The organism is Amycolatopsis roodepoortensis (assembly GCF_014873915.1).
In the GTDB taxonomy this organism is placed as follows: Bacteria; Actinomycetota; Actinomycetes; order Mycobacteriales; family Pseudonocardiaceae; genus Amycolatopsis; species Amycolatopsis roodepoortensis.
The window spans coordinates 26,956-50,130 of the sequence record NZ_JADBEJ010000007.1 but is presented as its reverse complement, the minus strand read 5'-3'; the positions used below and the strand labels follow the sequence as shown (position 1 = coordinate 50,130).

Sequence of the window (23,175 nt, the reverse complement as noted above, 5' to 3'; positions counted from 1 at the left end):
CCCCCTTCGTTCACCGATCAGCGCTGGGGGTGATTCATGACCCAGCGCGGCGACCGTGAAACCTGACCGTTTCGTTCAGTACCGAATGGTTCTCGTAATTCCTGATCCCTACTGTCTGGAGAAAGACACATGCAGTTCTTCGTGCGCGGTGACCGTGAGACCTTCCACCCGGGCGACCGGGAGACGTTCCACCCCGGAGACCGTGAAACGTTCCACCTCGGCGACCGGGAGACCTTCCACCTCGGCGACCGCGAAACCTGACCGATCAGTCGTTTCCGTCCCTCAGAACTCCTCAATCCCTATCGTGTCTGGAGAAAACGATGACATTCGTGCGTGGTGACCGTGAGACCTTTTACCCCGGCGACCGGGAGACGTTCCACCTTGGAGACCGTGAAACCTTCCACCTCGGCGACCGCGAAACCTGACCAGTCTGGCGTTACACGGGCCTCCTGACAGGTTGCAGCACATTGGACCGTCGCCATTGGACGGCACATACCCCTGTCAGGAGTACCCCTGTTGTGCCCAGAATCGCAACGGCCATTACGGCGGAAGAAATCTCAGCGAGAATACCGGCCGTGAGCGCGCCGAGGCCCTGACTCGCGCGCAGCAACACCGACATTAGGCCATTCGTTGTGCCCGCAATTCCGTCGTCGACACGCTCGGTGAGGTCGGCTACGGCGGGTGAGTAGTACGTGGCGCCGACCCCGGACACGATGAGGAGCGCCAGGACGACCGCGAGGGAGTGCAAGCTCGCCCAGAACAGAGCGAGCGGCACCATGCTCACCAGCGCGAGCGGCACGATCAGTCGCCGCTTGCGGTCCCCGGTCTGGCGTTCGAGCCATCTCGACCCGGCGATGACCCCGACGCAGTCGGCGGCCAGCAGCCAGCCCACGGCCCAGCGTCCGGCGCCGAGCTCGTCGGCCAACGGCACCACGACGGCGTCCGGTGCGGCCGTGAACCCGATCAGCGCCACGATGATGACCAGGGCACGAGTCAGCCGGTCGGCCCGGACCTGCCGCCCGAACGCCCACAGTTGCCCGCCGAGTTCGCCGAACACGGCGAACCCCGTCGACGTCCCCGGGGCGCTCGCCGACCGGGCTCGCAACCACAGCCGCAGCACCACCGCCGCGACCACGAACGTTGCCGCGTCGACGACCAGCGCCCAGGTCGTGCCGATCGCGAGCACCACCGCGGCGCCACCACCGAGCCCGGCCAGCTGACCGACCTCGCGGACCAGCATCAGCCGCGCCCGGCCCGCCGAGTTCAGCGCCATCCGCGCGTCGTCGGTCGACGCGACGCCGTGGTGCTCGATCCGGTAGTCGGCCAGGATCTGTAGCACCGCCGCGCCCTGCGCCCCCTTGAACGGGATTTGCAGCACCGCCACGCACATCACCCCGGCGAGCAGGACGAGCAGCGGCATACCCGGGATCGCCATTGCCGCGATGATCAAGCCTTGGAGGGTGGAACAGGTCACCATCAGCGTCCGGCGGGGATACCGGTCGGCGAGCCCGGCCAGCAGTGGCCCGGCGATCAGCGGAGCGAGGAAGGTGGCCGCGTAGGCGGCACCGGACCAGCCCGCCGAGCCCGTGCGGTCGTAGACCAGCAGCGCGACCGCGACCTTGGCCAGCTGATCGCCCACCACGGACGCCGCTTCGCTGACCCAGAGAGCCGGAAACTCCCCGCGTCGCGGCAGCCCGAGGGCAGACTCCTCCCCCTGCCGACGTGCCATCTAATCCCCACCCTGCGTAACTCGCTTGTCACGAATCGCCCCGCTGGGAGCGTAACGGCGTTCAAGGCGAGGGCAGATGCCAATTAGGTGATTCACTCTAACGGCCTTGACGCCTCACTCCATGTAGCCATGATTTCCGAGGCGAGCAAAGTTCATTGGGCTAAATGGGTGGTCGTGTGATGCAGCCTGGATCACCGTCTCACTCCGCAGAGTCGGTACTTTTGCCGTCCTCGGCCAGCGACCGGAGCAACTTCGCCGCCAGGTGCAGCTGCGAGCGGTCTATCGAGAGGGCGACTTTCACTACTTCGAGCAGCTCCGGCACGCGAACGGCCTCCGCGATCAGTTCGACGTCCGCCGTCGACGAGTTCAGTAGTTCGAGAGTCAGGTTCCTGGTTCGCGGATTCCGCAGCGCGGCCGCGAGCTCCACCTGTTTCACAATCCTCGTCGAGCGGTCACCGTCGAAGAAGTAGGCCGGTGGGACGCCGAAGAAGTCGGCGAGCGCCTGGATCCGGTCCTGCGTCGGGTTGAACTTGGCGCCGGTTCGCAGCGCGAAGACATACCCCCGGTCCATGGTGACGTCGGTGTTCTCGGAGACCCATTTCGCCACGTCGGCGTCGCTGAACCGCTTCTTGTGCTTCGGGCGCACGGTCTCGAATAGGAGCGTCAAGCGAGCCGCGAGTGACGCCGAGGGTTTCGCGTCAACTTCCTGTTCGTTCGCCGCCTCGCTCATATCGCCTTGGGACGCGTCTTTCTGCACGTCACCGGCCCCTTGCTGGGAGTCGTGCACTGTACCCACCCTTACCGTGCAATGCTGACCTTGGTTGACAAACTAGCCGTTCTAGTTACTCTCGACGCCAGATGTTAACTGAAGTCAGCACTTTGGGGAAGCTTCAGTGAGTCGTCCACCGGTCCGTGGGGCGGTACCGGTGGGCTCCAGCAGGACCGCGACGCCCCGCGGTCCGAGGCGGCCACCGGCAGATGGGACCACCCACCCATCCGGATCCCTCTGCCGGTGGCCACCGCCCAGTATCCGGCTGATGCACCGTGCATCACCCAGCGGACAGACCCTCGGGGGAGGACCATGTCACCGCACACCTGGCACCGCAGGCGCCATCATCTCAAACTCCATCTCGTCGACGGCCGCGTCGAGCACGTGCCCGTGCCGATCGAAGGCCTGCTCATCGACACTGCCGGCAGCCTCACCGAGGACCCCGCCGCGGATCTCATGCGCCTCGACGCCACCCTGCACCTCCTCGCCCGGAAACTCCGCGCCGACGGCGAAGCCGCCGCGACGACCCTGATCCAGGTGCACGCCGGACGGCGTCCGCGAGCGGTCGACCCGCTCCTGTCGATCGAGGAAGCACGGTCGTACGCGGCCACCGCCCACGGCGTCCTGGTCGAGCAGCTCGACAACGTCACGATCACCGCCGAAATCCTGAGAGAGTTCGTGATCGGCCTCGGGCTCGTCGACGGACCGCTCGCCGAGGCGGCCGCCGGATGGCAGCGCGACCCGGCGCCGCCCGCCGGCGTCGAGGTCTTCCTCGACGCCGACCTGTTCATCGCCGACAACCCCGACCGGGGCCAGCGCGCCACCTGGGGCGGCACGATCCTCGGCGGCATCGAGCCATGGGGAACCCAGTGGCGCCGCGAACCCGACGACCGGCCCGCCGAACTCGAGCCCAGCGGCATCGCGGGCACCTGGTCACTCGGCTACGTCCCCGCCACGATGGAGCTCTACGCCGTCCACCGCGAGACCCGCCAGCCTCGCACCGTGTGGCTACTCGGCCACGCGTTCGCCAGCGTCGACGACGTCGCCGATGTCCTCGCGCCGGTCCTGCCGGTAATGCGGGCCCCGAATTCACTGATCCTCGCCGCCGAGACGGTGCGTGCCGCACGACGGCCCCGCCTCGTCCGGCCGCCGACCAGTGCCGCGTGATGCACGCTGCATCATCCCGGACCAGAGCGCGCTGCGCTTCCCCGTAGCGAAGCTCACCTCGTCCGTCGCCGCACCCGCTCACAGGCCGGGTGCGGCGACGGCACCCCCGCACTACAGAAACCAGCGCAACATTCGCATTAATTCGACAACAGATAAATGCGTCCTATTTCGCGCCAATAATTGAAGTAAATTTGACTGCCGCCCCCGGCCGACTTCGGGTCAGCCGGGCCCTTGCCATGCCCGGAAAAGACCGCCGAAACTCAGTGTAAAACTTTTCCCGAAAATGCTTGACGGGCCGTGTTTTCGCACTGCATCGTAGGTCTCATCAGCAACACAGGCGCTGATCGCGGGGACGTCACACAGTCCCGGACCAGAGTAGGCGCGGACAGGTTGGGGAACCTGCGCAATTCCGCCCCGCCCCGCAAGAAAATTTCTTCGCCGAGACAATCGGTGCGATGAAAGACCCTTGTGCATGGCCCGGGTGACGCCTCTGCGAATCCATTTCCATGGACGATCGCAAAGGGAGAAAACAATGCAGCTGCTCACGCAGCGGGCGAAGCTCGGCGTGGCCGGTGCTCTCGCTCTGGCCAGTATGGCGGGTGGTACCGGCCTCGCCAACGCCGCACCCGGCCACGTCACCCAGCCGCAGAGCGGCACGGCCTCCTATCTCGGCGGCCACGCGCCCGACGGCACCCGCATCACGGCCCTATCGGCCATCCCAGGGCACAGCTGGGCTGACGGCGTCGCCCCAGCCGTCGCCGAGGGCCAGGCCCCGGATGCCGTCAGCATCCCGGTGAAGGTCACCGGTGGGATCACCCTCGCCCGTGACCAGCACGGCCCCCGTCCGGGCAACAACACCCCGCCGCCGGCGGCGGGCCCCAAGGGGCAGATGAGCACGATGGCGGGCTACCAGTGGTTCCCCGGCCGCAGCACCGGCGCCACCGGTGTCCGGATCCGCGCCACAGTCCCGTCGGGCACGGTGCGCGGCCACCTGGCCCCGTACTCCCACCTGTGGATCTGGTGCGAGCAGCCCGCCGGAGGCACCTGGTGGAACTGGATCGCCTACTACACCGGCGGCCGCTGGATCTACGGCTACGTCAATTTCAACTACGTCTACCTGTCCCCGGACCGGTCGCTCCCGCGCTGCTGACCAGCGCCCGTGAACCGCACACCCTGCGGTGACCGCGCGCCGCGAGCTCGCACATCCCCACACCACGAATTTCTGTTCTTTCCTGGAGGTACCTCAATGTCCCACTCCCTCACCCGCCGGACCGTCGCCGGGCTCTTCCTCGGCGCGGTCGTCACCGGCGCCGGCCTCGCCGCCGCCGGAACCGCCCTCGCCGACACCCCGGACGTCGCCAGCGGTCCCGCCTCGTACCTGCACGGCGTCGGCACCACCGGCGCCGCGCCGGACGGCACCCGCATCACCGGCGTCTCCCCCGACGGCACCCGAATCACCTGGTCCGTCTCCCCCGACAGCCGCGAACTGTCGATCACCCCGGCCAGCCGCGAGCTGTAGCCGACCCGAGCGGCCGCGCGGCGACCTCCCCGTCGGCGCGCGGCCCACCCCGGCCGGAAGACACCACAATGACCACACCGACGATCCACGCTGCATCACCGTCCCGCCCGCGGACCGCGTTCAGCCGCCATACCCGCAGGCTGCACCGGATCTCTTTCGCGGCCGCGCAGGGCGATCAGCCGACGCAAGTGCATTTCGTGCAGGCCTACGCGCGCCGCCTCGCCGCCGACGGCGTCCCGCTCGACCTCACCGTCCGAGAAGCACTTGCCGACCGGGCGCAGCGCCAGCGGCTCCCCGCCGGGCACATCGACGTCGACCGCGCCGTCATCCGCGCCGAGTTCGCGTTCTGGTGGCACCTTCTGATCGACCTCATGCAGGCCGTCTACACCGGCTGCCACCAGGGCCTCCCCTCCCGCGTCGAACTCGACGGTCTCATGCACGCCGTCGACGGCGACCCCGGCATGAGCCCGTTCAGCGTCGAGGAGATGGACCGCCTCGCGCGCACGATCGCCCTCTACCGCCGAACCGATCTCGGTACGAACACCGACCTCGTCGACCGGCTCCTGCTCGGCGGGGTGCTTCGCGTCGAACACGGCTTTCAGGGGAGGTCGGCCCGGTATCCGGCCCGGCCGCGCACCGACGGCGGCGACCGGCACGCCTCGAGGTTCCTCCTTCGCTGCCGGGTCGCGCGGAACAACTTCCGCGACGGCAGGGCCGATGTGGACGATCGGATCTACCGGTCCCTCTGCGCGCTCCTGGACCAGCTCGGCCCCGGTGACCCGCTCCACCGCGTCTACCGCGCGCTCATCGAGGACTTCAACCACAACCACCCGCGCGAGCCGGTCGAGCGGCTCCACATTCCCGCCGACGCCTTCCCCGCCGAACCGGGCGACGCCGCGGCGTAGACCGCTGATCCAGCCTGCATCACCCACCGTCCACAGTGCGCAGACGGGCGATACGCGCACCCCGGAATCCGTTCCGCCGCAACAGAAAGCCCGTCATTTGCCACACAACCCACCCGTGCAGCACACCAAGACCCTTCTCCGGAAGGGGAACAAGCGGCTCGCCGCGATCGACGTCTACACCTGGACGATCCCCGCACTCTCCGCGCGAATCGACGGCACCACGATCCGCACCTGTCCCGCAGCCGGGATCTGCGCGCGAGCCTGCTACGCCCTGACCGGCACCTACCGCTGGTCCAACGTCCGCCAAGCCCACGAAACGAACCTTCGCTTCGTCATCTCCGACCCCGCCGGATGGGAGGCCGCCATGATCGCCGAACTCGCCGCACCGAGGTTTCGCGGCGCGGTCGTGCGCGTCCACGACGCCGGCGATTTCTTCTCAGACGACTACACCCGCGCCTGGATGCGGATCATGCGCACCGCACCGGACACCCGGTTTTACGCCTACACCAAGGAAGTCCGCCGCTTCGTCGAGCTCGTCGAGCCGGACCCACCCGGCAACTTCCGGTGGCGCTACAGCTACGGCGGCCGCGAAGACCACCTCATCCGCCCCGGCGCCCCCGTCGCCGACGTCTTCCCCGACGACGCGATCCCCGCCGGATGGCGCAGCCAGCGCGGCAACGACCTCGTCGCCGCCGACGACACCGAGCAGGTAGCCATCCCGGCGAACAACATCCCTGCCGCACGCCGCGCCCAAGGCGCCCGCTCGTTCCGGGAATGGCAAATCGCCGACGACACCGCCCGCGGCCGCCCGCACTGCACCGCCCGCGTCGACCACGCCCTTCACCGCCAGCACCGGAGCGGCCCGCGCTCACTGATCCAGCCTGCATCACCGCACCTCAGCGTCGCCGACGGCACCACGGTGCCCGGCGAGCCCGACCCCGCGACCGGGGAGCCCATCACGGAAAGGAGGTCGGCGTACTGACCCGGCGGCCGCGCGGCTCTTTCAGCGATCGCCAGTGCCGCCCGGACACCCCCCCTCATCGGGCGCCGCCGTGACCGACACGGCCCGCACCGATCGCGTCCCTCCCCGCGCGGCCGCCGCCCACCACGAACCGCCCCCAGACCCCGGGAACCGCCATGATCACCACCAGTCCCGTCCACGATCTCGACTACGACCTCGCCCGGCTCGCCCGCATCGTGCGCGCCGCCCCCGCCATCCACGACGCCCTCGCCTGGTGGACCGGATACCCCCTCGCCGCCCAGCAGGCCACCGAACCGGCCACCGAAGCGCTCACCGAGGCCGACGCGCCGCTGCTCGACCTCCCGGCCGGAACCCCCGTGCTGCGCCGCACCACCCGCCTCATCAGCGCCGCGTCCAGCCCCATCCTCATCGCCGCCACGGTCGTCGAGCTGGTCGCGGAACCGGCCATGCGGTTCAACCTCGCCGCCCGCCGGGCCCTGCGCGAGGGCGATCAGCTCGTCGAAACCCTGCTCGACGGCCTCCACCGCGCCGCCTACCTCGTCACCCGCCCCGAAACCCGGCACTTCGACGACGAACACACCGCGCCCGTCCTCATCGGCCGCGCCGTCCTCAGCGCCGCCGGGCGCCCCGTCGCCCTCACCACCGAAACCGTCCGGCGCCAGCTGCTCACCCGCCGCGCCCCCGACGTCCTCCCCCACTACGCCGCCCGCCTGCCCACACCTAACCAGGCCGCGCGATGACCACCAGGACCATCGTCCCCGCCACCTACGCCCTCGCGGCCGCCACCGTCGCCACCGGCGCGGCCAACCACGCTGTAACCGGCCTGGTTCCCGCGCTCGTCGACGGCCTCCACCTGCCGCTCGCCGTCGTCGGCCAGCTCAACACCGCGTTCGGCCTCGCCTCCGGCATCGCCGCCCCGATCATCGGCGTCCTCACCGCGCACTGGTCCCGCCGCCGCGTCCTGCTGGCCGGGCTCCTGCTGACCGTCGCCGGAAACGCCGTCGCCGCCGTGGCGCCCAGCTTCGTATTCCTCATCGCTGCGCGGATCCTCGCCGGACTCGGCAGCGCGGCAGCGATGGCGGCCGCGCTCGGCCAGGCCGCGGAACTCAACGCGCCCGGCCACCGCGCCCGCGCGATGGCCGTCGTGATCGGCGGCCTCACCTTCGCCCTCGCGACCGCGCCGCCGCTGGCCGCGCTCACTGCGGCCCACCACGGGCCCGCGCTCGTTTTCGCCGCGCTCACCGCCGTGGCGGTCGCGGCGCTCGCCGTCGCCCGGACCGTCCTGCCCGAGCAGGCTCCCGACGCCGCGCCCGTCCCGTTCGCCGGCCGCCTCCGCGCCGTCGCGCTCCCCGGCATCCGCCCGATCCTGACCGCGAAGTTCCTCATATCGGCCGCCGCGTTCGCGGTCCAGACCTATTTGACAGCCCTGATTTCGACGTACTCACCTGCGCAGATGCTCGCCGCCTACGGAGCCGGTGCCGTCCTCGGAACCCACCTCGGCGGCCGCGCCGCCGACCGCCACGGCCCCCGTGCCACCGCCACCGCCGCCATCGCCGCACAGGTCGCCACGTTCGCCGTCTGGCCACTGCTCGGCCCGACCCCCGTAGCGATCGCTCTCCCCTTCGCCGCCGGAGTCGCGTTCTGGGCCGCCCAGCCCGCCTACGTCCGCCAGCTCACCGACACCGCCCGCGACCAGGCCCCCGCCGTCCTCTCCATCGACTCATCCGTGATCTTCGCCGGTATGGCAGCCGGAGGCCTCATCGGCGCGATACAGCCCGCCCACGCTTTCGCCGTGTGGCTCCCGGTATCGTGTTCGATCTTGTCGGCGGCCGCTCTCGGGGGAGGGGTTTTTTCCGGAAAAAACCCGTTCCGTGCCTGCGTGTCGTGGCCGTTCACCCGTGTGGTGTCCGATACAAATAGCGCATGGCCAGACCCAAGACAGGGCGTACCGACGCGATCGACGCGCCAGTCACCCCGGAAACGAAGCAGACGTTCAAAGACGCCTGCTCCGATCTCAGGGTCTCGATGACCGATGTGGTCAACGACCTGGTTGAGCTATGGCTCATCGAGCAAGGACTGCTGGATGAGAAGAGGAAGCCGAAGAAGAAGCGCGTCATACACGCCGCATCGGCGGCAAGGCGAGCCATTCCGGCCAAACAACAAGCCTTCGAGATGCCCACAGCGAAAGCGAGCTAGACACGCCACTTACCGCTAACTAAACACTAGGGGCGTTCCGGAAACCCGGAATTGCCCGGGGGCCCGCCATAACGGCGAGCCCCCGGAAGTCTGGGGAGACCCGCCTGCCAGCACCGTCTCCCGTAGCGCCCCACCGGTACCCAGCTATGGAGGTCCAGCGGTGGAACGCTGCCCCCAGGGTAGCGCACACCCTGAGTCAGACGGTACGTCTGACGGAAAACACGCCCGCGTGTCGCACGACCCGCAGGCACCACCCGGCGCAAGTGCGCACACCGCCGGGCACCTGGACGAACTCGACCAGGCCCTGTTCATCGGGCCCTTCATCGTCCTCAACAGGCACAACGACGGCATCGCCACACGCCGGAAACTCGACACGGCCCGTTCCGTGCTGCATCAGCGCGAGGACGCCGTCACGCTCGCCGGTACCCTCCGGCCCGGCATCGAAGGTGTCGACGTCGACCCCGCCGATACCGGAGCCCTCGCCGAGGCTGGGACAGCGCTCGTCGACGACCTCCGCGACTGGATCACCGGCTACGGCCTGGCGTACCTGGTCCGCGCGTCCGGACGCCCCGGCGGCCACCACGTCCTTGCGCGCGTCCCGGACAACCTCCTGGACGCCTACGCCGCGTACGTCGCGGACGCCGCTGAACGCCACGGCGTGCGTGCCGAACTCCGTGTTCCGCGCACGTTCCGGCTCCTCAGCGCCCCGCACCGGCTCGGCTACGCCGCGCCCGTCCTCGACGGCACCCTGACCCCCGCCGACGTCCCCACGACGTCCACACGCCCCGCCAGAGCCCCGAAAAGCCCGCCTCGGCCGTCGTTGTCCAGCCGCCGCACCCCGGAGCAGCAGACCGCATCCGAGCGCGAGTACCGCCGTACCTGTGCGGCGATCCGGAACGGCCTGACCTTCGCCCAGACGTGGGCCATCCTGGAAGACAGCCGGGTCATCGCGCGCGGGCAGGTCGATTTCCGCAAATTCATGTGGTTCCGGGCGCAGACCGAGATCGCCGCCGAGCGTGGTCTAGACGAATCCGCCGCCTGGCAAATCGCCTCCCAGGCCAGTACCGCCCGCGCCCGCAAGCTCGGCCGCGACGGCTGGAGGGCGCGCTACTGGCAGCCCGCCGTCGAGCGCGCCGCCGACCCGACCCAGCACCGCGCCCGCCGCTTCACCGAACTCGACGCCCCACAGTCCACACAGGACGCCGAGACGGCGGCCGCCGACCTCGAACGTACCCGGACCGCCATGCACGACGCGGCCGCCGACCTCATCGCGAGATTCCGTCCGCAGCGCCAAAAGAGCATCCGGGCCGTGATCGACGCGCTCGCCGTTGCGATCACCAGCCGCGACGGCAGCATCGACGTCCGGAGCCTCGCCGAGCGCGCCTGTGTCTCAAAAGGAGTGACGATCGAGGTCAAAGCTCAGCTCACCGAACACGGTGTCATCGCCATTCCCGAGCGGTACGCCGGAGGAGCCGACCATTGTCACCGCTACGCCCTCGGATCCCGTGCTGAACAGGCACTTCCCCAAAAGCAGACCACTAGGTGGTACACCCCCACCCCCCGCTCCTACGGCTCCGCCAACCCCGAAGCGATGCGGCTGCACCACACCCGCGAACGCCTCCGCTGGAAACTGCGCTGCACCCTGGAAGACGCCACCAAAACCACAGGTGAACGCTGGTCCACCAGCCAGCACCCCGCCGCCAAAGCGGCCCGAAGCCTCTGGGCACAACGAGCCCGATGGGACGCACTCCCACCAGACGTACAGGACGAGAAACGCAAGCAGCGCAGGGCGTTCCTCGGGCGCGTCGCACCGGACGAGCGGCGCCTTTGGTTCGATTGGTTGAACCACCGTGACAACCTCGGCCAGGCCGCCCAGCGCGCACGAAGCGGCACCGAGTCCGCATCCGACCGCGCGCAACTCGAGACCGCGCCCATCACCGTCCACTTGGGAATGCGTGACCGGTCATGGCTCGACGGCACCGCGGCCCGCCGAAAGCGGGGCCAGCTGCAGCTGTTCAGCGAGGCCGCGTGATGCAGGCTGGATCACGCTACGCCGGGCATCACCGCGTGGAGCATCGAAGCGACCGCGTTCGGAAGCTCAGCGCCGGAGGCCTGCACGTAGCGCTGTGTCGTCCGCATGTCCGCGTGGCCCAGCAGCAAACGGATCTGCTCCATGTCCGCGCCCGACAGGTGGGCGAACGTCGCTGCGCTGTGCCGGGTCGCGTGCGGCGTCATCATCGCGGCGACCTCCGGCGGCAAGTCGGCGAACTCTGCCACGTGGCGAAGCAGACGCCACACTTCGTTACGCGCCAGCTTCTTTCCGTTCCTGGTCATCAGCAACGGAACTCGCTCCCGGGCGCCGGCGTGCCCGCGCCGGACCACCACCTTGAGGTCCGGGCGGCTGTCCAGGTACCTCGACAGCCGGACGTCGGCGAGATCGGGCACAGCGACCATACGGACTCGCTTACCCTTGCCATGCACCTGGATCTTGCGTTTTCCCTGGTCATAGGTCAGATCCTGGATCGCGTGCGAACACAACTCACCGACCCGCACCGCAGTGGTGATCAGCAGCGCCACCGTTGCCGAGTGACGGAGCCGCATCGGGCTTTTCATCCGGTCCGCGGCCGCGATCATCGCGGCCCCCTGATCGGGCGTCAACTTGATCGTCGGGGAATGTGTCGGCAGGTGAATCCCTTGCGCTGCAGCGGAAACACCGGCCGCTGGCGAAACCGTCATCACGTCATGGAACGCGTTCTTACTCAGCAGGAACCGGTACCACGATCGGACGGCGGCCAGCGCGCGGCCGCGGGTGTTCGCGCTGTAACCCGCGTCGTCCAGCGCGCCCAGCCACCGTTTCACTTCCCGTTCGGGGACCGTCAGCGGGTCGAAGCCGCGTGAGGAAACCCAGGCCCACCAACTCATTCCGCCGAGCAACGGCGACCGAGCGCCCGTACGATCCGGGTTGCTCACCGGGATGCGATAGCCCAAATCCCGGCCGTACGCCCGAGCGGTGTGACGCGACTGCCTCGCTAGATCTTCGAGCCACTCCTCTGTCAGATCGTTCAGCTGTTTCCCGTACCCGTCCCAGCCCGACCAGCCATCGCGGGATTCGCCCAGTACCAGCGCGCTCGCCATCTCCACCATCCGAACCGTCGCCCTCGGCTCAGGCGATGCAGGCTGCATCGCTTCCGTTGCTCGGAGCAGGTCTACCACGCCATGCCGACAGATTTCCGTTCGAGCCGACGTCGAGCGGTCAACCCGCGCCCGCGGGCGCGGGGCCCTCACCGGGCGGCGTCGATGATCCTCTGTACCTCTTCCGAACGCATCCCGCTGGCCCGGACGAGCCGATCCAGCGGCTCGCCGGCGTTCGCCGCCTCGCGGATGCCGCGCTCCCGACTCGACGACCATCGCTCAAGATTGGTTTCGGCATAGAACAGCGCTTCCGCCCGGCTCACCGGACCAACACGGGCCGCCTCATCGAGGCCGTTCAGATAGCCGACCGTGATGGCCGCCATCACGGCCTCGGCCGAAGCGACGCGCAGGCGACGGACGATCTCGTTGTCGTCGAACTCGGCCGCCTCGTCTTGCCACTGATCACCCATGCGGGGACCCTAGCAGTGAGTTGTGGCGATAAAAGGCATTATCGCCACAACTCAGAAGGTCGAGACGCGCCGGAAGGGGTGTTCTGGCGATGAAGGATCACCCACCCTCGTTTCGTCACGGTGACGTTTCTCGTGATGCAGCGTGCATAGAATTCTCCCGGATTTGCTCAAACCCCGGTGGGTCACGGCTGAACTCGTCGCCTTCGGGCTGCGCGATAGTGTGGAGACCGATCAGCGAAGGCTCATGTCCGAGGGGGATCCAGCGATGACCAACGCGGACGAGGCCGACGGCACCGCCGGCGCCGCGCGTGCCCTAGGGGACCTTCTCGCGCCCATCGTCCACCGCAACGAGCAGGCCCTACACCGGGACGTCTCGGAAGTCCTGAACACCTGGGGCTCCGACCAAGCCGGAGCGAAGCCGCTGGACTGGCAGCTCAAGCCGCGTGACCCTTGGGAGCCCTGGCGCGGACAACGCCTTGTCGGCCTCGCCGCCGCAGGTGACCACCGTCCCGACACAATCGCCGCGGTGCTCGACGTCTGGGCGAAGCTCCTGAAACTCGAACCGCGCGAGTACGGGCCCGGCACGCTGACCTTCATGTCCCCCAGGGGATCCGGCGGCCTCCCCGTCGAGATTTGGGGCGTTGTCGACCGCGAAGCATGGGAAGCAACCGAAAGGTAGGGCTCCCCGCGATGCCCGTGAAGTGATCCACGCTGCATCACCTTCGCCCGAGCATCCGCCTACACCTTCGTGCTGCCCACCCTTGAGCGAGCTGGTTCCCTGACGAGCGCAACGCTCCCAGCGTTTTCCGCGGCGCCGACGCCATCCGGCAACGCCTTGCCGGGCCGCCGATGGTGAGTTGATCCAGGCTGCATCACTCGCGCAGGGCCCGCCCGGCTCGGTGCCCGCTGCGCCGCTCTCCCCGGGCTTCTCCGGGCTCACGTCGTCGACTTCACCCGTCCGGCGGAGCCTGCCCGGCCGGGCTCGCCCCGAACACGCCGAAACGCACGGCGGCGAGGCCTTCGCGCGCCTTGATGTATTCGCTATTGCATATAGTTATGTTTCGCTAGCTAGCGAAACATAACTAATCAAACTAAACCAAACTTAACTAAAGTTGCGGAAAACGAAACTAAACGGTACGATGCTACGCATGGGCATCGATGATCAGCAGAATGTGAGCGGCGAGGCCGGGGGGACGAGCGGCTCGGCGGCCCGTGTGCCGAAGAGGTGCGCGTGGCCTCACGGCTGCGATCGGGAACCGCGACGAGCGCAGCAGACCGGGCGCCCCGGTCGCTACTGCGAGCAGAACGACCCGGTATCCGGGGTCCCCCACAACAAGGACACCGCTTTCGCCGAGCGGGCGAAGCTCGACGGCGGAACGACGAAGCGCCAGCACCTCAGCGCCGTAGCCGGCGCCAGTACCCCGGACCGCCCTCGTAAACGCCTCAACCTCGACGAGAGGCTCGCCGCCGTGCCGGAGGCGCTTGGCGCCGCTCAAGCCCAGATCGGACAGGTTGCCGCGGACCTCATCCAGGCGGTCAAGGAGGCCGGAAGCCTTGAGGACCGGATGGCCTCCGAACGAGAGTTCGAGAAGGAGATGCGCGAACTCGTCGAAGAGCACGACGATGCCCGCCGCGAGGCAGAGGCGTCCGAGAAGGCCATGGCCGAGCGGCTCGACCAGGTCGCCGGAGAACTCGCGGAAGCCGTCGAGATCGCCAAAGAGGCCAACGCCCGAGCGAAGAACTTCGAGAACGAAACCGACGAGTTCCGGAAGGAAATGCAGCAGCTCCAGGAGAAGACCACCGCAGACGTCACGGCCGCCGAGAAGGCCGCAAACGACGTCCGGGAGGCCATGCAACAGCTTGAGCAGGACACCGCCGAGAAGATCACCAAGGCCGAGAAGGTCGCCGACGACAAGGTAGCCAAGGCCAAGGCCGACGCTGAACGAGCGGTGAAAGCGGCCCAGGACGACGCCGCAGCGGCTGTCAGGAAGGCTGAAGCCGCAGCGGAGAAGGTGAAGACCGAGGCCGCCACCGACGTCGCCGTCGCCACCAGCGCCCGCGACGCCGCCATCGCTGACCGCAACAGTGCGCGCGACGAGATGCGCGACCTCCGCGCCGAGCACCGCAAGGAGCTCGACAGCGTCCGTGCCGAGATGCGGAAGGACCACAAGGCCGTCGTCGACGACCTTCGGGCCGACCACAAGACGACCCTCGACGCACTCAACACCGCGCACCGCGAGGCCGTCACGCGGATGACGGACGTCCACCGCGACGAACTCGCCGCGATCACCGAAACCCTCGAAGCTGTCCGTCTCCGGGCCACCAACGCCGAAGCAGAGCTCGCGCGGCTCAAACCGGAACTCGACCGCCTCCAGCAGGCAGCCCAGTCCGACCCCCAGCCAACCGACAACCCGACCACCAAGTAGGCCCGGCATGACCGACCCCATCCCAGCACTCGCGCGGTGGAACTACCTCGACCCCCGGCAACAACACCAGGTCATCCAGGACGGCCGCAGCACCTTCGTCCGCTACCAGGCCTTCACCGCCACGATCCGGCCAGCCGAATCCCTCACCGACGCCCTCGCGGCCGTCCTCACCATCGAACTCCTCGAACACCAGGACCCCGCCGCGGCAAGCGCCTACTACTCCGGCCTCACCCGCCGAGCGCGGGCAACGCCTCCCGGCCCTGCCACGTCCTAGCCCAAGAGGTTCGCGCCGCACTCCCGAAACCCGGACCACAACCCTGCCGGGGGTGATGCAGCCTGCATCACCCCCGAACCGGCATCCAGTAGCGTCACGAAATCTGTCACGAAACGAGGTGTCGTGGTCGAAGATCTGACGGCGCTGGCCGCCAGGGCCAATAAGCTGCCCGCCGGGGAGCCGGTACTGGATCGCGCCCGTGCTCGGGGAGTGCGAGCGGTAGAGATCGCGGTTGCTGCCGTTAAGGTCGACCCGACGTTGCTGGAGGAACGCGACGGTCGGGGCTGGAATCTCGGACTCCTTGCTGAGCTCATCCGCCAGATGCGGCCACTTGCCCGGCAGGCCGCGCTCGCCCTGGAGCACGCCCGTCTCACCGACGCCAGCGGCCAGGCGGAGGAGTTCAGGCGACTCGGCAGGATCAGCCCGCTCGCCCCGGACGAACTCGACGCCCTGTCCGAGCGTGCCGTCGAGATCGCCGAAGACCTCGCCGCCGCCGCACTTCCGGACTGGAACACTCCTCGCCGGATCCGAGAACGTTCCGAACGCCTGCTTCCCGAACCAAGATTCCTCGCGCAACTGGCCCAACAGCTCGCGGCCGCGGTGCGACCGGCCGCCGAGCTGGCCTACCCAGCGCCCGCCGCGATCCGGCTGTCCGCACTGGCTGACCAACTGCACGCCGAAGCGACCAGACCACAGCGACGATGCGCGGCGCCCGGCTGCCAAAACGCGATCGACACCGCCGACACCGGCAGGCCCCGTAAGTACTGCGGCGCGACCTGCCGCCAACGCGCCCGCCGCGCAAATCGCTCTCGGGGCGCTGGAGGCCCTCGAGGAGATGAAGGGTTCGACCTCGAACCAAAACCCGGACCACAACCCTGACGAGGGTGATACAGCCTGCATCACCCCCGGCAGGCCTCGACGTCGCGACACGATCGAGCGAAAACGCCAGATCCTCGTATCTGTCGCCTGCCTATCTGCGACTTTTGCCACGTGAACATAAAGGCGATCACCCGCCCCGCCAGCACTGGCAGCCGCTCACTCGGCCTCGCGATCGGCTGGGGCGCCTGTTTCGCGCTCGGGACGGCGCTCATGACCTGGAGCGGGCGCTACTACGTGGCCATGCCCTTGTGGTTCGTGCTGGTCGCCGGCGCCGGGTTCCTCGGCGGCGCGATCGGGCGGTGGCTAGCGCTGTCCAGTCTCCCCCGAACCGAGGCCACGATCTGCGCCGCGCTCTTCGCCCCCGTGCTCATCGGGCTACGAACTCGTCAGCCTCGGCGCTCCGGGCGGCGGCCCATTCGGAGCCGGACCGTGGGAAGAGGCGAAGACCTACCGAGGCAGCTGCCTCGTCGGAACCGAGTTCATCAGTCCCGAAAAGCCCGAAGCGCGGATCAGCCTCGACAACGGGACCATCATCCTCCACAGCACTGAGGGCAACCGGGAACTTCGGTTCGTCTCGACCGATGAACCCTGGCCCTCGCTCGCCCGCGCCGAGTTCAACAACCGCGGAGTCACACCGGCCGACCGCGCCACCATCGAAACCCTGGCGTCGATCGGCTGCAACTGAACCACCGCCTCAACGGTCACGCAAGTGATGCAGGCTGGATCACGCGAAGTCTGTCCGGCCGCCGCCGGATAGACTCCACACACAGGGCCGTACTCGTCTCGGACGGCTTTTTCTGGATGGCTCAACGCCATCGTGGTCCCCGCCGGAGCGGGGTTGAGGAGACAGAACAGCGGCACGACACGCGGCCGCTCCCTCTGTCTTCCCTTGACCTCGACCTAAGGGAAGTCCAATGGCCTCTTCACCAGCCACCCAAGACCCACGTGAGCTAGGACTCACGGGCTGGGTCGGCGAACACCCGATCAACGGCACCGACGTCGCTCACCTGCTCCTCTCCCCGCGCTCCTCCACCGCAGTAGCCGAAGGCGTCGAACTCCTCGCCGAACTGCTCGGGCTTCGCCCCTTGAAAAACGGCGTCATGCCGGACATACCCGCCGTGATCACCAGGGCCGAACTCCGCGGCTCCGACGTCCACGTCCTCTACGGCGACGACGGAGACCTGACCCGGCCCGTCACCCCCGAATGGACAGACGCGGCCATCAAGCAGCGCTTCGTCATCGTCACCTTCGGAACGGCCCCGTTCACCGGCGACCTCGCCGCCCTCGACCGCTACCTCGAACGCGACGATCGCCTGTTCGTCGGCGAGATCCCGGTCACCCGCCACACCGCACAGGCGTGAGCGCCGCTCGGGAGGTTGGGGTGATACAGCCTGCATCACCCCAACCTCCCGAGGCCATCGTCAGGCCTCGTCGACGACGTTCAGGTCTATCTGCCGGGCGTACGGACGCAGGTCCGCGTCGTCCACGATCGCCTTCCGGACGGCCTCGACAGTCGGCTCACCATCCGCATTCGGCGTCCACGACAACGTCCACCGGTCCCGGCGATCCGAATACACCGCCTCGACCTCGACCCCGTGCCGAGTACCAAGGTCCGCAGCGAACCCGCGCACGAACACCCCGCGCGACGTCGGCAAGGCGACCAGCTCCCGCAACGGCGACGCCACCCGCTCACCAAGCCCCCGCAGCGCCTCCAGGTCCACACCTGGCATCTCCGCCAGAGTCACCACCAGCGCCTCCACGTCAGCGACCCGGAACAGCGGCACGTCGACCCACTTGCCCCGCGACACCTTCACCTCCATCGACGACGCCGGCGCGATCCACCCAGCCGCACGGCAATACCGGAAGTCGACCGGCCGCAGTTCCGCGAGCCGCGCCGCCTCGCGGCCGCCGACCAGCCGAGCACCCCGCACGGACTGGTCCAGGTCCTCGTCTCCTAGCAAGGCCTGCGCGTCAGCGTTCGCGATCCGCTTGAACCTGCCCGGGACAATGCCGCGTTCCCGCATGACCCGCAGCATCTCCTCGAACGACCAACCCAGTTCGTCACGGACTTCGCGCCAGCCGCGCGACGACGCGATCCACGCCGTGCGCTCGGCCACCAGGTCCTCGACCACCGCCCGCTCGCTTTCGACGACCTCCCGAACCTGTAGCACGTCGAACAGCGGCCAGCCCTTGTACTCGATCGTCTTGCCGAGATAGTCCGCCGCGGGCGCCAGCAAGCCGCGCTCGGCCAGCTCCTCGATATCGGGCCCGTCGACGTCGAGATCCAGCCACTCCGCAGCCAGCTGGGCGCACCGCGATGCGCCCAAAGGCGGCTGCGTTCCGATCGCCGCCAGCGCTTCGGGAAGGCGCGCCTGAAGCTCGTCGACGACCTCCGCCAGCCACCGGCCGTTTGTCGACGGCGGGAGATGACCGTGCCGGAGCAGCGCGTTGAACTGCCATTCCGCGATGCCGAGATGCTTGCGCAGCTGGACCGGGCCGTAGTCGACTTTCGGTTTGTGAACAGCGGGCACGAGCTCAACCTTTCGTTTCTGGTCCGTCGTCTACCGACCTGACGGACGAGGAATCTTCTGGGGGTGCAGAGCAGGACCGGCGCCGGACCACGCCGACGATCAAGCCAGCCCCCGGCGCCGGGATGAGGAACAGCGGCTGCCCGATCCGGGGTGATGCACGCTGCATCACCCCGGATCGGGCAGCCGGACGTCAGTGAAAATCGACGGGAAGCCGCGCGGCCACGAGATTCCCGATCCCGAGCGTCTCGTCGACCAGGGCGTCATCGAACGTGGCGGGGACCCGTGCACCAGAGACCGGGCCAGCGACCACCAGCAGGCCGACCGGATGAACGCGTGTCCGGGCCTGCCAGCCCGGGGAGACCAGCAACGGCCCATCGAACACGACCGCGCCGAGCGGATCGGTCACCCGCAAACGAACCGGGCGAGAGGGCGATCGCGGATCCGGTGTGATCTCGGCCAGCCAATCCAGCGTCTGGCCGTCGCCGACGGCCGAATAGCTCCAGCCGGCATCGGCCAGCCTGATTCCGAAGCTGTGCCACCAGGCACCGGGAATCTTCCCGTGTCCCTCGACGATCTCGACGCACTCGAGCACCACCGCCGGAAGGCCCCGATAGGTGAACCCCCGCGCCGCGATCGCCAGCTTCCCCGCCGCACCCGGAGCCGGCCCGAACGAGTCCGCGACGTCGAGCACGAAGCAATCCGGGCCAGCACCGGCCACGAGCCCCATCGAACGCGCCGCCCAAACCGGCAACGCCCCGGACTGCGAATCCAGACCCGCGTACGGATCGAAGGTGACCGCGTCGGCCGCGGCGAGCTCATCGGCGGTAGGCGCCGGGCGCTGGAGCAGAAGGCGACGCGCCTTCGCGTAGCGCTCCCCCGTGACCTGTATCCGGTCCCGGACCCTGCCCTTTTCCGGGTCGTTGTACGTCATCCGAACTCTTCCGGCACGGACCCACACCCCGCACCTGATAGCTCGACGACAAACGAACCTGGTGAAGGGAGCTCTTCGCGCGATCAAAGACCTTGGTCGAGGTGCCGCCGACGGTGTGGGCGCCGAGCGAAACGACAGACGGGCTGTGCGCTAGCCCAACACAAAGCATAGCGAGGAACCCCGAGCGCGAAGAGAAACACCACGCCCAGATTTTTATCTTGCAAGATTAATGAGCGACTTCAAGCCGGTTCGCCGCCGACCGCACCACATCCGCAGTAGTGACCACCTCGCGCCGAAGCCGTGCGGCCTCGTACACCTGGGCCTCGCTCAAGGGACGGGGGAGCGAGGCGAGCTGCTGCAAGCGCCTGACGGACGGCGCGGAAACGTGCCACGTCGACCGGCGCAGCACCTCGAACACGTCCTCGGGAAGCCACACCTGCAAGCGCTCCGGCAGCTCCCCGCGCGAACCCCGCTGCACCCCCCACGGGCGGCCACCCAGACGGGCGTGCCCCGGCTCCACCGGATCCCAATCCCGGTGAAGCCAGCCGCGCGAATCCAGCTCGACGAGAAGCTGATACAGCACCACCGCCGAGTTCGTGTCGTTGTGCTCACCGCCCCGCCGCCGGCGGTCCCGTTCCTCTTCCAGCGCCGCCCGAGCCTCACGACGTTCGGTCGCAGCACGAATCGCCCTGACCCGATCCAGTTCGGCGGCCCACCACTCGGAAGCCTCAGGGTCAACGGATTCGGCCACCCTGTCGACAACCCCCCTAGCGACCGCCACGACCAGCAGTTTCGACATAGGATCAGTCTAACTTATCTTGCAAGATAAATGAGGCCGGTTTGCGCCAAACCCGGACCACAAACCGGCTGAGGTGATGCAGGCTGCATCACCTCTCGGAACGGGGCGCCTTCCGCATCACTCGAATGCCGTTCGCCGCGCCGGACGAAACCCGGACCACAACGCCCGCGGATCCGCGAAGATGGGGGACCTGGCGCAGCTCGCCAAGGTCCGCGCAAAGGGGAGGGTCGAGATGACGAAGGACGCCAGCGGCGTCGACGTGGTCGCGATGTGCTGGACGTACGGAGAAGGCACCGCGGCCCGCGCCTACCCGCTCGTGATGCTCTCCTACCGAGCCGAGCTACCCGCGACCTGGCACGGACCGGACCGCCGGGATTCCCGCCTCGCGGCGCTCCTCGCCGAGGGCTGGGATCTCGTGACCGATCTGAACCGCAACTACCCGGCAGCGCCAGCGGGCTACGGACTCCGGTTCACCCACACCGGCCCCGGCCGACGCGGCCGGCTCGAGTTCACCACCCCGCGCGGACCCGAGGCCGACACCGAGATCCTTCCCGGACCTCGGTGGATATCGGCCGCCCAAGAAGCGGGCATGGCCGCGCTCATCCTCGGAACCCGGTACCTCACCGACTGGGAGAGCCACAGCGGCGCACCTCCCGCGCTCAAACAAGCGCTGCTCGATGGCGCCCTCGCCGCCGCCGTCGTGCCCATCGAAACCCGGACCACAACGCCCCCGAAGTGATGCAGGCTGTATCACTTCGCCTGAAACCCGGACCACAAAGGCACCTCGGCCGGGGTGATACAGCCTGCATCACCCCGGCCGCGTCACATCCTCAGACCGGTGGCAGCCCGCGGCCGACGCCCGCCACGATGGCGCCCGGCGGGAAGCCCTCGCGGAAGTACTCACGCGACACCTCCACCTCCCACAGGATCGAGCCGACGCCGTACCGCTCGTACAGCCGCCTCCTGAACTCCGCCGAGAACGGGATGCCGAGATAGACCGTCGCCCCCGCCCAGCCCGCGGTCGGTTCGATCGCCGTCTCACCGACCCCGCACCAGGCGTGCTTTTCCTCCCAGCCGGTCACCGCCATCGCCCACCCCTCGACGTACACGGCGCCAGGGTGATCATCGGCGAACACCGAGGCGTTGAACCAGCATTCGCCGGTCTTCCCGAGCCTCTCATCCGGAACCGGCGTCACCGCCGGCGTGAACAGCCGACCTTCCGCCGCTAGCAGCGCGGCCGGACCCGGATAGCGCCACCCGCTTGCTTCCGGGCTACCAGCCGCGGACATGCGGGCCCTCTCCGCCATCTGGGTGGCGACCCGAGTCAGCCACAGCTCACCCTCGCACGCAGCAGCTCCGTCGACGACGTCCGGCACACCGGCCTCACTCACGCCGGGGCCTTCCCGAGTGATGCAGGCTGCATCACCACCCGCCCAGACATCACTCACTCGTCGGCCAGCTCCTCGCCCAAGGGGGCACTCAGGGCCTCTCTGACCTCCGCATCCGACAAAACCGTGATCGGCGCGACCACCGCGATCTCCTCGACGCCCCGGAACACCAGCAAGGTCGCCTTCTCCGACTGCGCGTCGCCGATCATGGCGTGTTGTTTCGTCCGGGCCTCGCGCACGCCCCGCGTCAGGACGGCGTCCGGATCGAGGCCGCCGTCGATCGCTCGCCGTCGCCACGCCGACACCGACATGACCGCCGCCACCGGATCATCATGCGTCGTTACCACGACGGTGTCGTCCTTGAACTTTGCCCGGTGCTGGATCGTTTTCCAGTTCTTGCGTGTGTAGTCAGATGTTGCGCTAACCAGCATGTAGAGAAACTTACCTTTCGTACCGTTGGGGTTCAAGCTAGCGACCCCGCAGACCTTCCGGCAGCCGTCCCGACAGGCCCCGCGGGCTGGTCCGGGCTTGGGCGATCCAGTAGTCCAAAGCGCTCTTTGCGTGCTTCCAGCCTGCTCACCCTGCGCAGCTCCCGCCGCTCTCGACCCAGCGGGCACCCGCTGGCACCACTGCAAGGCACAGATCCCGCTCGGTCTTGAGGGTGAAGCACCCGAAGGGCAGGGGGCAAAAGCAGCTGGCCGGCGCCGTGAGCTGGATCGGTCACGTCCGAAGCGGAGAAGAAGGGGGGCGATTGTAATCGGCCGCCTCCCCCAAATGTCAAGAGTTTGCACGGCCAGCGTGGTGCTCACTTCGAGCAGGCAAACTCTTGACATTCGGGTCCCCTGCGACCGCGGACAGGAGTCAGGGACAGGCTCCGCCTGTCCCGAAGGTGCCGCCCCCCTTCTTCTCCGCTTCTCTGCCTCACCTCACCTCTACAGACAAAACCCCTGCTTGGCGGCCACAAACCCACCCGAAAGTGTGACCCAGCGCACAGGTCAGGGATGAACGAAAAGCGTGTGTACGAACGGTACGAATGGTAATATTTAGGTGTCAGGTTGAGACAGTGAAAGGAGCCCGG

The 23,175-nt window shown here is 68.4% G+C and carries 25 protein-coding genes; 16 read left to right on the top strand and 9 right to left on the bottom strand.

Annotated elements, in window-relative coordinates; translation table 11 throughout:
* Window positions 1-129 precede the first annotated feature (129 nt).
* Window positions 130-261, top strand: coding sequence for a hypothetical protein (locus H4W30_RS44400; protein ID WP_264082935.1), 132 nt, complete (start codon window positions 130-132; stop codon window positions 259-261).
* Window positions 262-436: 175 nt separating this feature from the next.
* On the opposite strand, the gene H4W30_RS37470 is transcribed toward H4W30_RS44400, so the two are convergent.
* Both H4W30_RS37470 and H4W30_RS37465 read right to left on the bottom strand, forming a co-directional pair.
* Window positions 437-1,729, bottom strand: coding sequence for an MFS transporter (locus H4W30_RS37470; RefSeq protein ID WP_225950770.1), 1,293 nt, complete (start codon window positions 1,727-1,729; stop codon window positions 437-439).
* 199 nt (window positions 1,730-1,928) lie between these two features.
* Complete coding sequence (locus H4W30_RS37465; RefSeq protein WP_192747099.1) at window positions 1,929-2,375, bottom strand: hypothetical protein; 447 nt, start codon at window positions 2,373-2,375, stop codon at window positions 1,929-1,931.
* A 435-nt stretch (window positions 2,376-2,810) separates the two neighbouring features.
* Between H4W30_RS37465 and H4W30_RS37460 the strand changes: the two genes are divergently transcribed.
* The 9 genes from H4W30_RS37460 to H4W30_RS37425 all read left to right on the top strand — a co-directional run bounded on the left by H4W30_RS37460 (window position 2,811) and on the right by H4W30_RS37425 (window position 11,299).
* On the top strand, window positions 2,811-3,665 hold the full coding sequence (locus H4W30_RS37460) for a hypothetical protein (protein ID WP_192747098.1): 855 nt from the start codon (window positions 2,811-2,813) through the stop codon (window positions 3,663-3,665).
* A 532-nt stretch (window positions 3,666-4,197) separates the two neighbouring features.
* The gene (locus H4W30_RS37455) at window positions 4,198-4,815 is read left to right on the top strand and encodes a hypothetical protein (RefSeq protein ID WP_192747097.1); all 618 of its coding nucleotides are present in this window, start codon (window positions 4,198-4,200) and stop codon (window positions 4,813-4,815) included.
* Window positions 4,816-4,911: 96 nt separating this feature from the next.
* Window positions 4,912-5,184, top strand: coding sequence for a hypothetical protein (locus tag H4W30_RS37450; protein WP_192747096.1), 273 nt, complete (start codon window positions 4,912-4,914; stop codon window positions 5,182-5,184).
* 68 nt (window positions 5,185-5,252) lie between these two features.
* On the top strand, window positions 5,253-6,089 hold the full coding sequence (locus H4W30_RS44010) for a hypothetical protein (protein WP_225950769.1): 837 nt from the start codon (window positions 5,253-5,255) through the stop codon (window positions 6,087-6,089).
* 115 nt (window positions 6,090-6,204) lie between these two features.
* Complete coding sequence (locus tag H4W30_RS37445) at window positions 6,205-7,071, top strand: GP88 family protein (RefSeq protein WP_318780747.1); 867 nt, start codon at window positions 6,205-6,207, stop codon at window positions 7,069-7,071.
* A gap of 155 nt (window positions 7,072-7,226) precedes the next feature.
* Complete coding sequence (locus H4W30_RS37440; protein WP_192747094.1) at window positions 7,227-7,811, top strand: hypothetical protein; 585 nt, start codon at window positions 7,227-7,229, stop codon at window positions 7,809-7,811.
* Window positions 7,808-9,100 carry an MFS transporter gene (locus tag H4W30_RS37435; protein ID WP_192747093.1) on the top strand — a complete coding sequence of 431 codons (1,293 nt, stop codon included), beginning with the start codon at window positions 7,808-7,810 and terminating at the stop codon, window positions 9,098-9,100. The genes H4W30_RS37440 and H4W30_RS37435 overlap by 4 nt, the downstream gene beginning before the upstream one ends.
* The gene (locus H4W30_RS44805) at window positions 8,995-9,267 is read left to right on the top strand and encodes a plasmid partition protein ParG (protein ID WP_192747092.1); all 273 of its coding nucleotides are present in this window, start codon (window positions 8,995-8,997) and stop codon (window positions 9,265-9,267) included. Before H4W30_RS37435 ends, H4W30_RS44805 begins: the two co-directional genes overlap by 106 nt.
* Window positions 9,268-9,496: 229 nt before the next feature.
* Window positions 9,497-11,299 (top strand): hypothetical protein, encoded by a 1,803-nt coding sequence (locus tag H4W30_RS37425; RefSeq protein WP_192747091.1) that lies wholly within the window; start codon window positions 9,497-9,499, stop codon window positions 11,297-11,299.
* Window positions 11,300-11,310: 11 nt separating this feature from the next.
* Here H4W30_RS37425 and H4W30_RS37420 read toward each other — a convergent pair whose 3' ends face one another.
* Together H4W30_RS37420 and H4W30_RS37415 are read right to left on the bottom strand one after the other, a co-directional pair.
* Window positions 11,311-12,402, bottom strand: coding sequence for a tyrosine-type recombinase/integrase (locus H4W30_RS37420; protein ID WP_192747090.1), 1,092 nt, complete (start codon window positions 12,400-12,402; stop codon window positions 11,311-11,313).
* Between the two features lie 146 nt (window positions 12,403-12,548).
* The gene (locus H4W30_RS37415; protein WP_192747089.1) at window positions 12,549-12,869 is read right to left on the bottom strand and encodes a hypothetical protein; all 321 of its coding nucleotides are present in this window, start codon (window positions 12,867-12,869) and stop codon (window positions 12,549-12,551) included.
* 265 nt (window positions 12,870-13,134) lie between these two features.
* Between H4W30_RS37415 and H4W30_RS37410 the strand changes: the two genes are divergently transcribed.
* From H4W30_RS37410 to H4W30_RS37390, 5 genes are all read left to right on the top strand, one after another.
* Window positions 13,135-13,548, top strand: a complete 414-nt coding sequence (locus tag H4W30_RS37410) for a hypothetical protein (RefSeq protein ID WP_192747088.1) — start codon at window positions 13,135-13,137, stop codon at window positions 13,546-13,548.
* A 433-nt stretch (window positions 13,549-13,981) separates the two neighbouring features.
* Window positions 13,982-15,295, top strand: a complete 1,314-nt coding sequence (locus tag H4W30_RS37405) for a coiled-coil domain-containing protein (RefSeq protein ID WP_192747087.1) — start codon at window positions 13,982-13,984, stop codon at window positions 15,293-15,295.
* 7 nt (window positions 15,296-15,302) lie between these two features.
* On the top strand, window positions 15,303-15,569 hold the full coding sequence (locus H4W30_RS37400) for a hypothetical protein (protein ID WP_192747086.1): 267 nt from the start codon (window positions 15,303-15,305) through the stop codon (window positions 15,567-15,569).
* Window positions 15,570-15,692: 123 nt separating this feature from the next.
* A complete protein-coding gene (locus tag H4W30_RS37395) occupies window positions 15,693-16,448 on the top strand; it encodes a hypothetical protein (RefSeq protein ID WP_192747085.1) in 756 nt (251 codons plus the stop codon).
* Window positions 16,449-17,362: 914 nt separating this feature from the next.
* The gene (locus tag H4W30_RS37390; protein WP_192747084.1) at window positions 17,363-17,809 is read left to right on the top strand and encodes a hypothetical protein; all 447 of its coding nucleotides are present in this window, start codon (window positions 17,363-17,365) and stop codon (window positions 17,807-17,809) included.
* A gap of 60 nt (window positions 17,810-17,869) precedes the next feature.
* Here the strand turns inward: H4W30_RS37390 and H4W30_RS37385 are convergent, their stop codons facing one another.
* The 3 genes from H4W30_RS37385 to H4W30_RS37375 all read right to left on the bottom strand — a co-directional run bounded on the left by H4W30_RS37385 (window position 17,870) and on the right by H4W30_RS37375 (window position 20,709).
* Complete coding sequence (locus H4W30_RS37385; protein ID WP_192747083.1) at window positions 17,870-18,979, bottom strand: hypothetical protein; 1,110 nt, start codon at window positions 18,977-18,979, stop codon at window positions 17,870-17,872.
* 190 nt (window positions 18,980-19,169) lie between these two features.
* Window positions 19,170-19,910 carry a hypothetical protein gene (locus H4W30_RS37380; protein ID WP_192747082.1) on the bottom strand — a complete coding sequence of 247 codons (741 nt, stop codon included), beginning with the start codon at window positions 19,908-19,910 and terminating at the stop codon, window positions 19,170-19,172.
* A gap of 226 nt (window positions 19,911-20,136) precedes the next feature.
* Window positions 20,137-20,709 carry a hypothetical protein gene (locus tag H4W30_RS37375; protein ID WP_192747081.1) on the bottom strand — a complete coding sequence of 191 codons (573 nt, stop codon included), beginning with the start codon at window positions 20,707-20,709 and terminating at the stop codon, window positions 20,137-20,139.
* Between the two features lie 232 nt (window positions 20,710-20,941).
* Here H4W30_RS37375 and H4W30_RS37370 point away from each other — a divergent pair, with 232 nt between their 5' ends.
* Entirely contained in the window at window positions 20,942-21,448 is a 507-nt protein-coding gene (locus H4W30_RS37370; protein ID WP_192747080.1) for a hypothetical protein, read from the top strand.
* 91 nt (window positions 21,449-21,539) lie between these two features.
* Here the strand turns inward: H4W30_RS37370 and H4W30_RS37365 are convergent, their stop codons facing one another.
* A complete protein-coding gene (locus tag H4W30_RS37365; protein ID WP_192747079.1) occupies window positions 21,540-22,100 on the bottom strand; it encodes a hypothetical protein in 561 nt (186 codons plus the stop codon).
* Window positions 22,101-22,153: 53 nt separating this feature from the next.
* Window positions 22,154-22,528, bottom strand: a complete 375-nt coding sequence (locus H4W30_RS37360; protein WP_192747078.1) for a hypothetical protein — start codon at window positions 22,526-22,528, stop codon at window positions 22,154-22,156.
* Window positions 22,529-23,175: the final 647 nt, after the last annotated feature.

Bases quoted from the DNA above. Each gene is read 5' to 3' on its own strand.
- H4W30_RS37370 (WP_192747080.1), top strand. From the start codon at position 20,942: ATGACGAAGGACGCCAGCGGCGTCGACGTGGTCGCGATGTGCTGGACG.
- H4W30_RS37420 (WP_192747090.1), bottom strand. From the start codon at position 12,402: ATGGCGAGCGCGCTGGTACTGGGCGAATCCCGCGATGGCTGGTCGGGC.
- H4W30_RS37390 (WP_192747084.1), top strand. From the start codon at position 17,363: ATGGCCTCTTCACCAGCCACCCAAGACCCACGTGAGCTAGGACTCACG.
- H4W30_RS44010 (WP_225950769.1), top strand. From the start codon at position 5,253: ATGACCACACCGACGATCCACGCTGCATCACCGTCCCGCCCGCGGACC.
- H4W30_RS37400 (WP_192747086.1), top strand. From the start codon at position 15,303: ATGACCGACCCCATCCCAGCACTCGCGCGGTGGAACTACCTCGACCCC.
- H4W30_RS37415 (WP_192747089.1), bottom strand. From the start codon at position 12,869: ATGGGTGATCAGTGGCAAGACGAGGCGGCCGAGTTCGACGACAACGAG.
- H4W30_RS37470 (WP_225950770.1), bottom strand. From the start codon at position 1,729: ATGGCACGTCGGCAGGGGGAGGAGTCTGCCCTCGGGCTGCCGCGACGC.
- H4W30_RS37380 (WP_192747082.1), bottom strand. From the start codon at position 19,910: ATGACGTACAACGACCCGGAAAAGGGCAGGGTCCGGGACCGGATACAG.
- H4W30_RS37455 (WP_192747097.1), top strand. From the start codon at position 4,198: ATGCAGCTGCTCACGCAGCGGGCGAAGCTCGGCGTGGCCGGTGCTCTC.
- H4W30_RS37375 (WP_192747081.1), bottom strand. From the start codon at position 20,709: ATGTCGAAACTGCTGGTCGTGGCGGTCGCTAGGGGGGTTGTCGACAGG.
- H4W30_RS37360 (WP_192747078.1), bottom strand. From the start codon at position 22,528: ATGCTGGTTAGCGCAACATCTGACTACACACGCAAGAACTGGAAAACG.
- H4W30_RS44400 (WP_264082935.1), top strand. From the start codon at position 130: ATGCAGTTCTTCGTGCGCGGTGACCGTGAGACCTTCCACCCGGGCGAC.
- H4W30_RS37435 (WP_192747093.1), top strand. From the start codon at position 7,808: ATGACCACCAGGACCATCGTCCCCGCCACCTACGCCCTCGCGGCCGCC.
- H4W30_RS37450 (WP_192747096.1), top strand. From the start codon at position 4,912: ATGTCCCACTCCCTCACCCGCCGGACCGTCGCCGGGCTCTTCCTCGGC.
- H4W30_RS37410 (WP_192747088.1), top strand. From the start codon at position 13,135: ATGACCAACGCGGACGAGGCCGACGGCACCGCCGGCGCCGCGCGTGCC.
- H4W30_RS44805 (WP_192747092.1), top strand. From the start codon at position 8,995: ATGGCCAGACCCAAGACAGGGCGTACCGACGCGATCGACGCGCCAGTC.
- H4W30_RS37440 (WP_192747094.1), top strand. From the start codon at position 7,227: ATGATCACCACCAGTCCCGTCCACGATCTCGACTACGACCTCGCCCGG.
- H4W30_RS37460 (WP_192747098.1), top strand. From the start codon at position 2,811: ATGTCACCGCACACCTGGCACCGCAGGCGCCATCATCTCAAACTCCAT.